We start from the raw sequence: 14,963 nt of genomic DNA on the forward strand, positions 1-14,963 counted from the left end.
GAGCGCGGGGCCCTCCTCCGCGCCGCCGCCCACCGCGTCGCCGCCCGCGAGGAGGAGCTCGCCGCCCTCAACACCGACGAGACCGGCAAGCCCGCGGGAGACGCCCTCGGCGGCGTCCGGGCCGGAGTCGACACGCTCCTCCAGTACGCCGAGCTCGGCCCGCTGCACCGCGGCAAGTCCCTCCGCGGCGGAGCCCTCAACGTCGACCTCGCCCTCCCGCACCCGCGCGGAGTCGTCCTCGCGCTCACCCCGTGGAACGACCCCGTCGCCGTCGCCGCGGGCATGCTCGGCGCCGCGATCGTCTCGGGCGACGTCGTCGTCCACAAGCCCAGCGAGCGCAGCCCCGGCACCGGCGCCCTCTTCACGCGGATCCTCGCCGAGGCCCTCCCCGAGGGCGTTCTCACGCTCGTCGAGGGGGACGGCGCCGTCGGCGACGCCCTGGCCCGCACCGAGGGCGTCGCCGTCCTCGCGCACGTCGGATCCACGGCCACGGGCCGTGCACTGGCCCGCGTCGCCGCCGTCACCGGTGCGCACGTGATCCTCGAGAACGGCGGCAACGACGCGCTCGTCGTCGACGCCGACGTCGACCCGGTGTGGGCCGCCGAGCAGGCCGCCCTCGGCGCGTTCGCCAACGCCGGCCAGATCTGCACCTCCGTCGAGCGCATCTACGTGCACCGCGCCGTCGCCGACGCGTTCACCGCCGCGCTCGTCGCCGAGGCCGACCGCTGGAGCGCGGGCCCGCTCCCCCGCCTCGTCGACGCCCGGATGCGCGACGCCGTGCACGAGCACGTGACCGAGGCGCTCGAGTCGGGCGCCCGCGCCCTCACCGGCGGCGAGCCCGGCGACGGCACCTTCTACCCGGCCACGGTCCTCGCCGACTGCACCGACGAGATGCTCGTGATGACCGAGGAGACCTTCGGCCCCGTCGCCCCGATCGTCGTCGTCGACGACTTCGACGAGGCGCTCCTCCGCGCCGCCGCGAGCCCCTACGGCCTGGCCGCCACCGTGCTCACCGCCGACATGGAGCACGCGCACCGCGCCGCGGCGGCACTGCCGGTCGGCACCGTCAAGATCAACGCCGTCTTCGGAGGCGCTCCCGGCGGCAGCGCCCAGCCGCGCGGCACGAGCGGCTCCGGCTTCGGCTACGGCCCCGAGCTGCTGGACGAGATGACGACCACCACCGTCGTCCACTTCGGCCTCCCCGTCCTGCCCGGCGGCGCACGATGAGCCTCGAGGGCTCCGCGCTCCAGCGGGCGAGCGCGCTCGTCGCGCACGTGCGCGAGCACCCGCCGGTCGTCGCCGTCGTGGGCGACCTCATCCTCGACTCCTGGTGGCTGGGCGACGCCGAGCGCGTGACGCGCGAGGCTCCGGCCCCGGTCCTCCGGCTCGACGACGTCGTGGACGTCGCGGGCGGCGCCGCCAACACCGCCGCGAACCTGCGCGCCCTGGGCGCCGAGGTCCGCACGGTCGGAGTCGCGGGCCGCGATCCCGAGGGCGACCGCCTGATCGCGTCGCTCGAGCGGGCGGGCCTGGCCACCGGGTCGATCCTCCGGACCGCCGCGGCCACCACGATCAAGACCCGCGTGGTCGGCGGCGACAGCGTGATGCTGCGCGTCGACTCCGGTCCGCACCGCCCCTCCGACGACGAGATCGAGCGGCTCGCCGAGCTCGCCGTGCGGGCGTCCGAGGGCGCCGACGCCGTGCTCGTCTGCGACTACGGCTCCGGCATCCTCCGCACCGCCGTCGAGCGCGTGCTCGCCGGGCACCGCCCGGACCTGCTCGTGATCGACGCGCACGAGCTCGCCGACTGGGCCTTCGCCCGGCCCGACCTCGTCACGCCGAACGCCAAGGAGGCCGAGGCACTCCTCGGGGCCGGACTCGGCCGCGGAGCAGCGAGGGCGACCGCCGTCCGCGACGCCGCCGCCGAGCTGCGCGAGCGCTCCGGCGCCCGCCACGTGGTGGTCACGCTGGATCGCGAGGGCAGCCTCGCCCTCGACGCCGACGGCACCGTCAGCCGCACCTTTGCGCAGCCCGCGGAGGAGAAGCAGGCGTCCGGAGCCGGCGACACGTTCGCCGCCACCGCCACGCTCGCCCTCGCCGCCGGCCGCTCGCTGGCCACGGCCGTCGATCTCGCGCAGGCCGCCGCCGACGTCGTCGTGCAGCGCCCCGGCACGTCCGTCTGCTCGGCCGACGACCTCCTCGCCTCCCTCGCCGCCCCCGGCGCCGTGGTCCTCGGCGAGGACCGCCTCATCGAGGTGCTCGCCGAGGAGTCGCGCCGCGGTCGGCGGATCGTCTTCACGAACGGCTGCTTCGACGTCCTGCACCGCGGGCACACCGCCTACCTGCGCCAGGCGCGCGAGCTCGGCGACGTGCTGGTCGTGGCCGTGAACGACGACGACTCCGTCCGCCGCCTGAAGGGCGAGGGCCGCCCGATCAATCCCGAGGGCGACCGCGCCGGAGTGATCGCCGAACTGGGCTGCGTCGACTACGTGACCCTGTTCAGCGGCGACACCCCCATCCCGCTGCTCGAGCGCGTGCAGCCGCACGTCTACGTCAAGGGCGGCGACTACAACCCCGACATGCTCCAGGAGGCGGTGGTCGTCCGCTCCTACGGCGGCACCGTCACCACCGTCGGCTACGTGTCCGAGCACTCCACCAGCGAGATGGTGCAGCGCATCCGATCGGCGGCCCCGCGGTGACCAGCCGGCGCTGGTCCGGCCGGTGGGGGCGGCCCACCGAGCCCGAGGCCCCGCTGATCGACGTGCTCGTGCCGACCGTCGGGCGACGCGCCGAGCTGGCCGCGACCCTCGCCGGTCTCGCGGCGCAGGACGATCCTCCGTTCCGCGTGTTCCTCAGCGACCAGTCCGACGACGCGGTCGCCGAGAACGATCCGACCGTGCTCGCGATGCTCCGCGTGCTCGAGGCGCAGGGTCGAGCGCCGTTCGTCACCCGTCACCTCCCGCGCCGCGGTCTCGCCGAGCAGCGCCACTACCTGCTCTCGCTGGCCACCGCCCCGGCCGTCCTGTTCCTGGACGACGACGTGTGGCTCGAACCGGGCACGCTGCTCCGCCTGCACGAGGCCCTCGAGCGCCTCGGCTGCGGGTTCGTCGGCTCCGCCGTGCAGGGCCTGTCCTACCTCGAGGACGAGCGCCCGCACGAGCAGACCGCCTTCGAGCCGTGGGACGACGGCGTGCAGCCCGAGCGCATCCGCCGCGGCACCCCGGAGTTCGAGCGCTGGCCCCTGCACAACGCGGCCAACCTGACGCATCTCGCCGCCCGTCTCGACGTGGCCGAGGGCGACTGGCGCGCCTACCGCGTCGCCTGGCTCGGCGCGTGCGTCCTCTACCGTCGCGACGCCCTGGTGGCCAGCGGCGGCTTCGACTTCTGGGAGCAGCTGCCCCCGGAGCACAGCGGCGAGGACGTCGCCGCACAGTGGCGCGTCATGGAGAGGTTCGGCGGCGCGGGGCTCATCCCCAGCGGCGCCGTCCACCTCGAGACGCCCACGACGGTCACCGACCGGCGCGTCGACGCCTTCGACCGGCTCTTCGCCGAAGAGCACAGCCGGTGACACCGGCGCCACCACCCGCACGGCGACGAAAGGACAGCACCATGGACGCACCCAACCCGATCCAGATCCAGAAGTACCTCTCGGGAATCGACTACCCCGCCTCGAAGGACACGATCGTCGAGACCGCAGAGAAGGAGAACGCGCCCAGCGACGTCCTCGACGCTCTGCGCGCGATCCCCGAGGGCGACTACGACGCCCCCACCGCGGTGAGCTCGGCCGTCTCGAACGTCTGACCCGCACGCGAGAGGCCCCTCGCGCCCGCCGACCGGCGGTGCGCGAGGGGCCTCTCCCCGTCCCCGGAGCGATCAGACCGTCGCGTCCTCGCGCTCCCGCAGCACACCCGACTCCAGGGCCTGGAACGACAGCACCTTGTAGCCCTCCGTCTCGAAGAAGATCGTCGCCCGGTCCGACTCCACGCTCATGACCGTGCCGGTGCCCCACTCGCGGTGCTCGACCGACTCGTCGACCGAGAGCGGAGCGTCGGCCGGCGCCGCGGAGGCCGCCTCCTGCTGCGCCTCGTGCCGCTCGCAGCCGTCGCAGTTGCCGCACCACTCCGGGCCCTCGACGCCGAAGTACTCCAGCAGCACGCGGCGCCGGCACTGCTGCGTCTCGGCGTACGCTCGCATCATCGACAGCCGCGACTCCGCGATCCGCTCGCGGGAGGCCACGGCGTCGGACACCGCCTGCACGGCGTCGTCGGCGCTCGCCTCGCGGGTCGGGCGGACGCCCTTCCCGGTCTCGATCAGATCGGCGTCGGCGAGGTCGTTGACGAGTCGGGAGAGGGTCCGGGCCGGCTTCCCGAGCTCCTCCGCCAGCTCCGCGATCGTGCGGCCGGGCTCCGCCGAGACCGCGGCCCAGATCACGCGCAGCGCGGCCTTGTCGACCGAGCGCTTCGCGAAGAAGCGGCGGAGCCCCAGGTCCTCGGCGCGGTAGTGCAGCGCGCCCGTCGCGGGCTCGCTGTCGCGGCCGGCCCGTCCGATCTCCTGGTAGTAGGCGTCGAGCGACTCCGTGGTCGTCGCGTGCAGCACGAAGCGCACGTCGGCCCGGTCGATCCCCATGCCGAACGCCGAGGTGGCCACGACGACGTCGAGCTCGCCCGCGCGCCAGCGCTCGTGCACCTCGCGGCGCTCCGACACCTTGAGCCCCGCGTGGTACGCCGCGACCGTGCGACCCTCCGCGCCGATCTCGGCGGCGTACGTCTCGGTCTCCTTGCGCGTCGCGACGTAGACGAGACCCGGCGCCGTCCAGCTGCGCGCCTCCTCGACGACCGCTCCGCGCTTCTCGTTCTCGCTCTCGTGGCGGTGCACGACGAGCCGGATCTCGGGCCGGTCCACGCCGTGGACCTGCACCTCGGGGTCGGTCATGCGGAGGCGCTCGATGATCTCGGCGCGCACCGGGCCCGACGCCGTCGCGGTCATCGCGAGCACCGGAGGATCGCCCAGCTCGCCGCGGACGTCCGCGAGGCGCAGGTAGTCGGGCCGGAAGTCGTGGCCCCAGCTCGAGACGCAGTGCGCCTCGTCGACGACCAGGAGCGAGACGCCCGCCTTCGCGAGCCGCGCCACGTTCTCGGCCTTCGCCAGCTGCTCCGGCGCGAGGAGCACGTACAGCGGGCCGCCCTCGTCGATGCGCGCCCAGGCGCGGGCCACCACCGCGGCGCCCAGCGAGGAGTTGACCGCGACGGCGGGCGGCGCGGCCGGCGCCGCCTCGATCGAGGCGAGCTGATCGGCCTGCAGCGCGACCAGCGGAGAGACGACGAGGACCACGCCGCCCCGCTCGGCTCCGGCGATCTGGTAGACCGCGGACTTGCCGCCGCCGGTCGCGAGGACCAGCAGGGTGTCGCGTCCCGACGCCGCCGATTCGATCGCCTCGCGCTGCCCCGGCAGGAGCGACGTCCAGCCGAAGTCCTCTCGGGCGATGCGTGCGACGGGGTCGTTCCGGGACGAGTTCATGCCTTCGACGCTACGTCGAACACCTCTTCGAGGGACTCCGCTTGACAGCTCGGGGGAGCACGGTGAAGCGCTCCCACGGACCGCTCCCCGCGACGCGCCGGACGCTCCTCCGCCGCGTTTGTCAACGTCCTGCGCGCCGCCGCTACGGGTGCTGGGCTGAGTCGACCGACTGGAAGGAGCCACCATGGCGAACGAGGACCTCCCCGAGCAGACCACCGGCGCCGGCTCGACCGCTGGTGCGGAGCCGACCGCCGTCGACGGCGCGCAGACCACCCTGCCCGGCGAGGACGCGACCGACGCCTCGATGGCGGGAGCCGCTCCCGGCGGCACCGCGATCGACCGCGGCACCTCCGATCAGGTCACCGACCTCGACAGCGGAGGGGACTCCGTCGCCGACGACGACGAGCTCCCCGACGAGACGACCGGCCCTACCACCGCCGACTGACCCGCCCGGACACGCGGAAGGCCTCCCACCCGCAGGTGGGAGGCCCTCGCCGACCGTCGCGCTCAGCTCCGCACGATCACCGGATTGAACAGCGTGCCGATGCCCTCGATGTCGATCGCGACGGCGTCCCCGTTCGCGATCGGCCCGATCCCGGCGGGTGTGCCGGTCAGGATGACGTCACCCGGCAGCAGCGTGAACACCCGCGACACGTAGGCGATGATCTCGGGCACGCCGTGGATCATGTCGCCCGTGTTCCCGGACTGCACGCGGCGTCCGTTCACGCGCGTCTCCAGCGCCGCCTCGTTCCAGACGAACTCGGTCTCGATGACCGGCCCGATCGGGCAGAACGTGTCGTAGCCCTTGGCGCGCGCCCACTGGCCGTCGCTCTTCTGCAGGTCGCGGGCGGTGACGTCGTTGGCGATCGTGTAGCCGAAGACGACGTCCTCGTAGTCCTCCGCGCGCACGTTCCGCGCAACGGCGCCGATGACGACGGCGAGCTCGCCCTCGTAGTCGACCTGCCGGCTGTCCTCGGGGAGCACGATGGCCTCGTCCGGCCCGATCACCGAGGTGTTGGGCTTGAGGAACATCAACGGCTCGGCCGGAGCGTCGCCGCCCATCTCGGCCGCGTGGTCCGAGTAGTTCTTGCCGATGCCGACGACCTTCGAGCGCGGGATCACCGGGGCGAGGAGCTTCGCCTCCGAGATCGGGATGCGCTCCCCCGTCGTGTCGAAGCCCGCGAACATGGGGTCCCCCGCGAGCACGACGAGGTCGTCCTCGTCGACGATCCCGAAGTGGATCGCGCCCCCGTTGTCCCCCGAGCGCTGCGTGGCGAATCGTGCGATCTTCATGCGTCCAACCTCGTCATCCATCCGTGCCGGTCCTCGCGGCGTCCGTACTGGATGCCGGTCAGCCCCTCCCGCAGCGACATCGTGAGCTCCCCGGCGGGCGCGTCCGCGTGCCCGACCGAGAAGCCCTCGCCCTTGAGCTCGGCGATCGGAGTGATGACCGCGGCGGTCCCGCACGCGAACACCTCCACGATGTCGCCCGACGCCACTCCGTCGCGCCACTCGTCGATGCTCACCCGGCGCCGCTCGACGCGGTGGCCGCGGTCCTCGGCGAGCTGCAGCACGCTGTCGCGCGTGATGCCCTCGAGGATCGAGTCCGACTCCGGAGTGACGAGCGTGCCGTCCTTCTTCACGAGCACCACGTTCATGCCGCCGAGCTCCTCGATGTACTGCGACTCCTGCGAGTCGAGGAACAGCACCTGCGCGCAGCCGTGCTCGTAGGCCTCCTGCTGCGGCAGGAGCGACGAGGCGTAGTTGCCGCCGGTCTTGGCCGCTCCCGTCCCGCCCTTGCCCGCGCGGGCGTAGGACGTCGACAGCCAGATCGACACCGGAGCGACGCCGCCCGAGAAGTAGGCGCCGGCGGGGCTCGCGATCACGTAGTAGCCGACCTTCTCGGCCGCGCGGACCCCCAGGAACGCCTCCTTCGCGAACATGAAGGGCCGCAGGTACAGGCTCGTCTCGGGCTCCGAGGGCACCCAGTCGCCGTCGACGGCGATCAGCTGACGGAGCGACTCGAGGAAGTGCTCGGTCGGCAGCTCGGGCAGGGCGAGGCGGCGGGCCGAGCGCTGCAGGCGCGCGGCGTTCGCCTCGGGGCGGAACGTCCAGACGGAGCCGTCCTCGTGGCGGTAGGCCTTCATCCCCTCGAAGATCTCCTGCGCGTAGTGCAGGACCGCCGCGGCCGGGTCGAGCGCGATCGGGCCGTAGGGCTGCACGCGCGGGCGGTGCCAGCCGCCGGTGCGCGACCAGCAGATGTCGACCATGTGGTCGGTGAAGTAGACGCCGAACCCGGGGTCGGCCAGGATCCGGTCGCGCTCCTCGATCGAGCGCGGCTCGGGGTTCGGCGTGACCTGGAAGGCGAGGTCCTGCGGGGCGAGCGGGAGGGGGATGGTCATCTCGGTGTCTTTCGTCGGGAGCGTCGGGAGGAGGGGCCGGTTCAGCTCAGCCGGGCGACGACGGCGTCGCCGATCGCCGAGGTGGCGCGGGCGGAGCCGTCGCGGGACTCGATGTCGGCGGTCACCGCGGCCGTCACGCGGGCGGCCTCTTCGGGGCGGCCCAGGTGGTCCAGCAGCAGTGCCACCGAGAGGATCGCGGCGGTCGGATCGGCGAGCTGCTTCCCGGCGATGTCGGGCGCGGATCCGTGGACCGGCTCGAACATGCTGGGGAACGCGCCGTCGGGGTTGATGTTGCCCGAGGCGGCGAGGCCGATGCCGCCGCTGATCGCGCCGGCCAGATCGGTGAGGATGTCGCCGAAGAGGTTGTCGGTGACGATGACGTCGAACCTAGCAGGGTCGGTCACGAGGAAGATCGTGGCGGCGTCCACGTGGAGGTAATCGACGGCCACGTCCTGGTAGGCGGCCCCCACCTCGTCGACCAGGCGCTTCCACAGCGATCCGGAGAAGACGAGCACGTTCGTCTTGTGCACGAGGGTGAGCTTCGAGCGGCGCTTGCGGGCCAGCTCGAAGGCGTGGCGCACGACGCGCTCGACGCCGTAGGCGGTGTTCACCGACACCTCGTTCGCGATCTCGTGCGGGGTGCCCTGGCGGATCGCTCCGCCGTTGCCGACGTACGGGCCCTCGGTGCCCTCGCGGACGACCACGAAGTCGACGTCGCCCGGCGCGGACAGCGGCGACGGGACGCCCGGATACACCCGGGTCGGCCGCAGGTTCACGTAGTGGTCGAGGGCGAACCGCAGGCGCAGCAGCAGGCCGCGCTCGATGTTCGCGTCCTTCAGGCGCGGGTCGCCGGGCACTCCGCCGACGGCGCCCAGGAGGATCGCGTCGTGCGCCGCGATCGCCGCGAGGTCCTCGTCGGTCAGCCCGTCGCCGGTCTCGAGGAACCGGGCCGCCCCGAGCGAGAACGGCGTCTTCTCGATCACCAGGTCGGAGTCGGCGGTGACGGCGTCGAGGACCTTCACGGCCTCGGCGATCACCTCCGGTCCGATCCCGTCTCCGGGGATGACGGCGAGCTTCACGGTGCGGGGCATGGGGCATCCTCAGGCGTGCGGGGGCAGTGCGCGAGCAGTGCGGGGCAGAGACGGTCCCAGCGTACTCTCGGGCCGCTCAGCTGCGCCGCAGCCGCCAGGCCGCGACGACCGCCGCGAGCAGCACCAGGCCGACGCCGATCCAGGCCGACCAGCCCACTCCCGCGTCGAACGCGGCACCGGCCGAGGCCAGCAGGCTCGCGGCGGAGTCGGCGGGCAGCTCGCCCGCCACGGCGACCGCGCCGCCCAGGGTCTCCCCCGCGCGCTGCACCTGATCGGCGTCGAGCCCGGCGGGCAGCACGACTCCGCTGCGGTACGCCGACGTCAGCACCGTGCCCAGCGTCGCCGTGCCCAGCACCGCGCCCAGCTCGTACGCCGTCTCGGACACCGCCGAGGCGGCTCCCGCCTTGTCGGCCGGCGCGTTCGCCAGCACGAGCTCGTTCGACACCGTCTCTGCCGCGCCGATGCCCAGGCCGAGGAACGCGAACGCGACCGCGACGGTCAGCGCGGTCGCGCCTCCCTCCGCCCCGCTGCCGATCGCCAGCAGTGCATAGCCGACCGCCGACACCACGAGCCCGACCGGCACGACGAGCCGCGGAGTGATGCGGCGCGCGACCGGCACCACGCCGAGTCCCGCCGCGATCATCACCACGAGCCCCGGCACGAGCACGAGCCCGGCCTGCAGCGGCGAGAGCCCCACGACCAGCTGCAGGTGCTGCGAGACGAAGAAGAGTCCGCCGACGAGCGCCACGACGCTCAGGAGGTTGACGACGATGGCCGCGCTGAACGAGCCGCGGCGGAAGAGCGACAGGTCGAGCATCGGCACCGCGCGCCGCTGCTGGCGCCGCACGAACAGCACGCCGCTCACCACGCCGACGACGAGAGCGGTCACGGCCACCGCGTCGACGCCGTGCTCGGCCACCGACTTCACCGCGTAGACGAGGGGCGCCATCGTCGCGAGCGAGAGCACGATGCTGACGACGTCCACGGGCCCCGGCTGCGGGTCGCGCGACTCCGGCACGAGGATCGGCGCGAGCACGACCAGCGGCAGCAGCACGGGCACCGCGAGCAGGAACACCGATCCCCAGGGGAAGCTCTCGAGCAGCACCCCGCCGACCAGAGGACCGACCGCGGAGCCCACCGCGAACCCGGTCGCCCAGATGGCGATCGCGAGCCGGCGCTGGTCGCGGTCCGGGAAGAGGCTGCGCAGGAGCGACAGCGTCGAGGGCATGAGCGTCGCGCCGAACAGGCCCAGCGCCGCCCGGGCCGCGATGAGCGCGCCGGCCGTCGGAGCGAAGGCCGCGGCGATCGAGACGACCGCGAAGCCGATCGCGCCGATCACGAGCAGCTTCCGCCGGCCGACCCGGTCGCCCAGGCTGCCCATCGCCACGAGGAGGCCCGCGAGGACCAGCGGGTACGCGTCGACGATCCAGAGCAGCTCGGTGCCCGTGGGCCCGAGGTCCTCGGCGATCAGCGGCAGCGCGAAGTTGAGCACCGTGTTGTCGACCGAGACCAGCAGCACCGGCAGCATCAGCACCGCGAGGGCGAACCAGGCGCGGCGGCCGACGCGGTCCTCGACGGGCGCGGTGGAGGTGGGGGGAACGGTGACGGGGGCGGTGCGGGCGGACACGGTGGTGCTCTCTCTCGGATCGACGTCGCGCCGGCACCGGACGGCGCGCGGCGGGCGACTCGAGGAGTATACCGTCCAGCCGGTACAGTAACGCAAGACCGACCGTAGGATGGGGCGCATGCCTCCCGCCTCCCCCGCCCGTGATCGCGTCCTCGACGCGTTCGAGGAGCTGCTGAACGAGCAGGGCGAGCGCGCAGCCACTCTCGACGCCGTCGCCCGCGCCGCCGGGGTCTCGAAGGGCGGCCTGCTCTACCACTTCCCCTCGAAGGACGCCCTCGTCGACGGACTCGTCGCGCGGCTCGACGAGCGCCTCGCCGAGGACATCCACCGCATCCGCACGTCCGACGAGGGCGTGGTGCCCTATCTGATCCGCACCTCGTTCGCCGCCGACACCCCCTTCGACCGCACGATCCTCGCCGTCTCGCGCATCGCGCAGGGCCACGACGAGCGGGCGAGCGCGGCCCTCGCGCGGATCCACGACAGCTGGAACGCCGTCGTCGCCGAGGCCGTCGGCGATCCGCTGGTGGCCCGCGCGATCGTCCTGATGAGCGACGGCCTCTACTACAACTCCGCCCTGCTGCCCACGGGCCAGCAGTCGCGCGGCGAGGCGGAGGACGTCCTCGCGGTGATCGACCGCCTCCTGGCCCCGCGCGGCGACTGAGCGCCGCGCGCACCGCGCCGACGACGGTGCGCGGGACGGGCTCGGATCGTGCTCGGTGAGCGGTGGGACTACTGCTCCGTGATGTCGATCTCCTGCATGGTGTCGGCGTCGATCGCGACGCGGACCTTCTCGAGCAGGCCCGCCGGCGCCGGCGAGTCGATGGTGATCACCGAGAGGGCCTTGCCGCCCGCCTCGGTGCGCGCGACCTGCATGCCCGCGATGTTGACCGAGGCCTCGCCGAACTCGCGGCCGTAGACCGCGACGATCCCGGGGCGGTCGACGTAGCTCATCACGACGTGGTGCTTCGCGATCGGCACCTCGACGTCGTAGCCGTTGATCGCGACGAGCTTCTCGACCTGCTTGGTGCCGGTGAGCGTGCCCGAGACCGAGATCTGCGAGCCGTCCGAGAGTGCGCCGCTCAGCGTGATCAGGTTGCGGTACTCGTCCGAGACGGCGTCGGTGATCAGGCGCACCTCGATGCCGCGCTGCTCCGCGAGCACGGGCGCGTTCACGTACGAGACCGTCTCGGACACGACGTTGGTGAAGACGCCCTTGAGCGCCGCGAGCTTGAGCACCTTGACGTCGTAGCCGGCGAGCTCGCCGCGCACCTCGACGTCGATCGAGGTGACCGGCGAGTGCGCGAGGCCCGCGAAGACCTGCCCGAGCTTCTCGACCAGCGGGATGCCGGGCCGGACGTACTCGTCGATGACGCCCCCGGCCACGTTCACCGCGTCGGGGACGAGCTCGCCCGAGAGCGCGAGGCGCACCGACTTGGCGACCGAGACGCCGGCCTTCTCCTGCGCCTCGTCGGTCGACGCTCCGAGGTGCGGAGTGACGACGACGTTCTCGAGCGCCAGCAGCGGCGAGCCGACCGGCGGCTCCTTGACGAAGACGTCGAGACCGGCGCCGGCGATGGTGTCGGCGACGAGCGCGCGGTGCAGCGCGTCCTCGTCGATGAGGCCGCCCCGCGCCACGTTCACGATGTAGGCCGTCGGCTTCATCAGCGCGAGCTGCTCGTCCGAGATCATGCCGGTCGTCTCGGGGGTCTTGGGCATGTGGATCGTGATGAAGTCGCTCTGCGCGAGGAGCTCCTCGAGCGACAGGAGCGTCACTCCGAGCTGCTGCGCGCGGGCGCTCGTGACGTAGGGGTCGTACGCGACGACGTCGACGCCGAAGGCCTGCAGGCGGGCGGTGATCAGCGCGCCGATGCGGCCGAGGCCGATGATGCCGACGGTCTTCTCGTAGAGCTCGGTGCCGGTGTACTTCGAGCGCTTCCACAGGCCCTGCGCGAGCGCGCTGTGCGCCGCGGGGATGTGGCGGGCGAGGCTCAGGATGTGGCCCACGGTCAGCTCGGCCGCCGAGATGATGTTGGAGGTCGGCGCGTTGACGACCATGACGCCGGCGGCGGTCGCGGCGGTGATGTCGACGTTGTCGAGACCCACTCCCGCGCGCGCGATCACCTTCAGCGACGGAGCCGCGGCGATGGCCTCGGCGTCGACCTGCGTCGCCGAGCGGACGAGGATCGCGTCGGCGGTGCCGAGCGCCTCGAGCAGCGCCGGGCGGTCGGTGCCGTCCACGTTCCTGACCTCGAAGTCGGGACCGAGGGCGTCGACGGTGGCGGGCGAGAGTTCTTCGGCGATCAGGACGACCGGCTTTGTCACGAGTGCGCTTCCTTCGGGGAGGGGACGGTGCGGGCACCGGACGCGGGCGTCGCGGGAGCCCCCGCCACTGTAGCGGAGCCCCGCCGCCGGGCTCGGTCGTGTGACGCCGTGCTCCTCACGGTGACGGCCGTGCTCCTCACAGTGACGACGGGCCGCTCAGCCGAGCGAGACGAGGCTCGCGAAGCCGAAGACCTGCTGCACGTCGAGCGACAGCACGGCCGAGAGGCAGAGCGCCGCGAGCAGGAGCCCGGCCCGCGCGGCGACCCCGCGGCGCCGTCCGAGCAGCAGCGCGACGACGAAGCAGACGACGGGCAGCGCGAGCCCGAGCAGCAGCACCGTCCATCCGGTCGCGTTGAGGTCGGTGTTCAGCCCTGCGGCGTAGGCGCGGATGCCCACGAGATTGCCGATCGCCTCCCACACGTCCCAGGCGAACAGGGCGCCGAACAGCACGGCGATCAGCGCCGAGAGCGCGAGGCGCTTGCCCCGACCCTCGCGCCGGCCGCCGAGCGTGGCCTTCGTCGCGGTCTCGTCGCTCATCCTCACGCCCCCTTCAGGAACGGCAGCGGAGCGAGCAGCACGAGTCCGGCGACCAGCCAGAGCACGCGGGTGCGCACCCGCGCGTCGCGGGTGCCGAGCAGCGTCGCGGTGAACCAGGTGACGGGAGCGGCGACGGCCAGCCACAGCCCGAGTCCGTAGAGCGCCCCGCCGACCGCGTCGCCGGCGAACGTGGCCGCGATCGCGGCGTTCTGACGGGTGGCCGAGACCATCCACGCGATCGTGTAGAGCAGGTAGACGCCGGCGGTGACCCCGGTCGCGATCAGCAGCACCGAGGAGGCGGCCGCGGCGTCGAGCTCGGACGTCCCGTCCTCCTCCGGCTCGTCCTCGCGCAGCTCCTCCGGGAAGCGCTCCTCGGTCTCGCCCTCGAGCGCCGGTCGCTCCTGCGGCGCCGAGCGGACTGCGCGGGGCGGACGCCGCCGCGTCGTCCCCGGCCCCGCCGCGAGCGTCGGGTCCTCGTCCTCGCCCGCCCAGCTGAGCGCGTCGTCGTCCCTGGCATCGATCACCCCGACACCCTAACCGCGCCCGGCTCCCAGGGGCCTCGGAGTGAGGCGTCACCGCGCGGACACCTGCACGCCACCGCCCGGCCTCCCCCGCCCGCGATCCTCCCCGGATGGGGGAACGCACTGCGGCGGCCGGCGAGCGGCGCTACGTCGCGATCGGCGACTCCTTCACCGAGGGCGTCGGCGATCCGCATCCGCGACTGCCCAACGGAGTCAGGGGCTGGGCCGACCGCGTGGCCGACCGTCTCGCGAAGGCCGAGCCCGGCTGGGAGTACGCGAACCTCGCCATCCGCTCGAAGCGCCTCGCGCAGATCCGCGACGAGCAGCTGCAGCCCGCGCTCGCGCTGCGGCCGACGCTCGTGACGCTCTACGCGGGCGGCAACGACATCCTCGACCTCGGGACCGACATGCGCGTCCTGGTGCGCGAGTACGAGTGCCTCGTCGACGCCCTGGCCACCACCGGAGCCTCGCTCGTCCTGTTCACCGGCTTCGACATCCCGGGGCTGCCCGCGCCGCGGATGTTCGTCCGGCGCAACCGGATCTACAACAGCGCCGTCCGCCGCATCGCCCGCGAGCGCGGCGCGATCCTCGTCGACTACTGGCGGATGCAGGCGTTCCGCGAGCCGATGATGTGGTCCGCCGACCGGATGCACCTCTCCAAGCGCGGCCACCGCTTCCTCGCGGCCCGCGTGCTCGAGATCCTCGGCGTCCCGCACACGATCTCGGCGGGACCGTGGGATCCGCCGGAGCCCCTCACCCCGCGGGAGTGGCTGCGCGATCAGCACCGCTGGACCGCGGACTGGCTGCTCCCCCTGGTCGGCCGGAAGATCCGGCGCGTCACCCTCGGCGACCACCTGCAGCCCCGCTGGCCGGAGCCGGTCGTCGTCCCGCCCAAGGGCGGCCTGCGCCGCCTCGCGCGGGAGGCCGCGCACTGATCGGCGGTGCT

Annotated in this window: 15 protein-coding genes; 7 read left to right on the plus strand and 8 right to left on the minus strand. The window is 73.4% G+C overall.

Features of this window, described 5'->3' with window-relative positions; translation table 11 throughout:
• The 4 genes from B0T42_RS09500 to B0T42_RS09515 all read left to right on the plus strand — a co-directional run.
• Window positions 1-1,227 (plus strand): aldehyde dehydrogenase family protein (locus B0T42_RS09500; RefSeq protein ID WP_077222954.1); only part of this gene is annotated, 1,227 nt, incomplete at its 5' end.
• Window positions 1,224-2,699: a D-glycero-beta-D-manno-heptose 1-phosphate adenylyltransferase gene (gene rfaE2 / locus B0T42_RS09505; protein ID WP_077222955.1), complete on the plus strand. Its 1,476-nt coding sequence runs from the start codon at window positions 1,224-1,226 to the stop codon at window positions 2,697-2,699. The genes B0T42_RS09500 and rfaE2, both read left to right, overlap by 4 nt.
• Window positions 2,696-3,568 carry a glycosyltransferase family A protein gene (locus B0T42_RS09510; protein WP_077222956.1) on the plus strand — a complete coding sequence of 291 codons (873 nt, stop codon included), beginning with the start codon at window positions 2,696-2,698 and terminating at the stop codon, window positions 3,566-3,568. Before rfaE2 ends, B0T42_RS09510 begins: the two co-directional genes overlap by 4 nt.
• 41 nt (window positions 3,569-3,609) lie before the next feature.
• On the plus strand, window positions 3,610-3,801 hold the full coding sequence (locus B0T42_RS09515) for a DUF2795 domain-containing protein (protein ID WP_055793540.1): 192 nt from the start codon (window positions 3,610-3,612) through the stop codon (window positions 3,799-3,801).
• Between the two features lie 72 nt (window positions 3,802-3,873).
• Here the strand turns inward: B0T42_RS09515 and B0T42_RS09520 are convergent, their stop codons facing one another.
• Complete coding sequence (locus B0T42_RS09520; RefSeq protein ID WP_077222957.1) at window positions 3,874-5,517, minus strand: RecQ family ATP-dependent DNA helicase; 1,644 nt, start codon at window positions 5,515-5,517, stop codon at window positions 3,874-3,876.
• 184 nt (window positions 5,518-5,701) lie between these two features.
• On the opposite strand from B0T42_RS09520, the gene B0T42_RS09525 reads away from it, so the two are divergent.
• Entirely contained in the window at window positions 5,702-5,962 is a 261-nt protein-coding gene (locus tag B0T42_RS09525; protein WP_077222958.1) for a hypothetical protein, read from the plus strand.
• Window positions 5,963-6,024: 62 nt separating this feature from the next.
• Here B0T42_RS09525 and B0T42_RS09530 read toward each other — a convergent pair whose 3' ends face one another.
• The 4 genes from B0T42_RS09530 to B0T42_RS09545 form a co-directional block, all read right to left on the minus strand.
• The gene (locus B0T42_RS09530; protein ID WP_077222959.1) at window positions 6,025-6,810 is read right to left on the minus strand and encodes a fumarylacetoacetate hydrolase family protein; all 786 of its coding nucleotides are present in this window, start codon (window positions 6,808-6,810) and stop codon (window positions 6,025-6,027) included.
• Window positions 6,807-7,919, minus strand: a complete 1,113-nt coding sequence (locus B0T42_RS09535; RefSeq protein WP_077222960.1) for a branched-chain amino acid aminotransferase — start codon at window positions 7,917-7,919, stop codon at window positions 6,807-6,809. Before B0T42_RS09535 ends, B0T42_RS09530 begins: the two co-directional genes overlap by 4 nt.
• 41 nt (window positions 7,920-7,960) lie before the next feature.
• Window positions 7,961-9,010, minus strand: coding sequence for a 3-isopropylmalate dehydrogenase (locus B0T42_RS09540; protein ID WP_077222961.1), 1,050 nt, complete (start codon window positions 9,008-9,010; stop codon window positions 7,961-7,963).
• 76 nt (window positions 9,011-9,086) lie between these two features.
• Window positions 9,087-10,637 (minus strand): MFS transporter, encoded by a 1,551-nt coding sequence (locus B0T42_RS09545; protein ID WP_236720204.1) that lies wholly within the window; start codon window positions 10,635-10,637, stop codon window positions 9,087-9,089.
• 118 nt (window positions 10,638-10,755) lie between these two features.
• On the opposite strand from B0T42_RS09545, the gene B0T42_RS09550 reads away from it, so the two are divergent.
• On the plus strand, window positions 10,756-11,298 hold the full coding sequence (locus B0T42_RS09550) for a TetR/AcrR family transcriptional regulator (protein ID WP_077222963.1): 543 nt from the start codon (window positions 10,756-10,758) through the stop codon (window positions 11,296-11,298).
• A 68-nt stretch (window positions 11,299-11,366) separates the two neighbouring features.
• On the opposite strand, the gene serA is transcribed toward B0T42_RS09550, so the two are convergent.
• From serA to B0T42_RS09565, 3 genes are all read right to left on the minus strand, one after another.
• Window positions 11,367-12,959: a phosphoglycerate dehydrogenase gene (gene serA / locus B0T42_RS09555; protein ID WP_077222964.1), complete on the minus strand. Its 1,593-nt coding sequence runs from the start codon at window positions 12,957-12,959 to the stop codon at window positions 11,367-11,369.
• Window positions 12,960-13,115: 156 nt separating this feature from the next.
• Window positions 13,116-13,496, minus strand: coding sequence for a hypothetical protein (locus tag B0T42_RS09560; RefSeq protein WP_077222965.1), 381 nt, complete (start codon window positions 13,494-13,496; stop codon window positions 13,116-13,118).
• Between the two features lie 2 nt (window positions 13,497-13,498).
• Window positions 13,499-14,020 (minus strand): hypothetical protein, encoded by a 522-nt coding sequence (locus B0T42_RS09565; RefSeq protein WP_077222966.1) that lies wholly within the window; start codon window positions 14,018-14,020, stop codon window positions 13,499-13,501.
• Window positions 14,021-14,127: 107 nt separating this feature from the next.
• Between B0T42_RS09565 and B0T42_RS09570 the strand changes: the two genes are divergently transcribed.
• Entirely contained in the window at window positions 14,128-14,952 is an 825-nt protein-coding gene (locus tag B0T42_RS09570) for an SGNH/GDSL hydrolase family protein (RefSeq protein WP_077222967.1), read from the plus strand.
• Window positions 14,953-14,963: the final 11 nt, after the last annotated feature.

Source organism: Rathayibacter rhapontici, assembly GCF_001995175.1.
Classification (GTDB): domain Bacteria; phylum Actinomycetota; class Actinomycetes; order Actinomycetales; family Microbacteriaceae; genus Rathayibacter.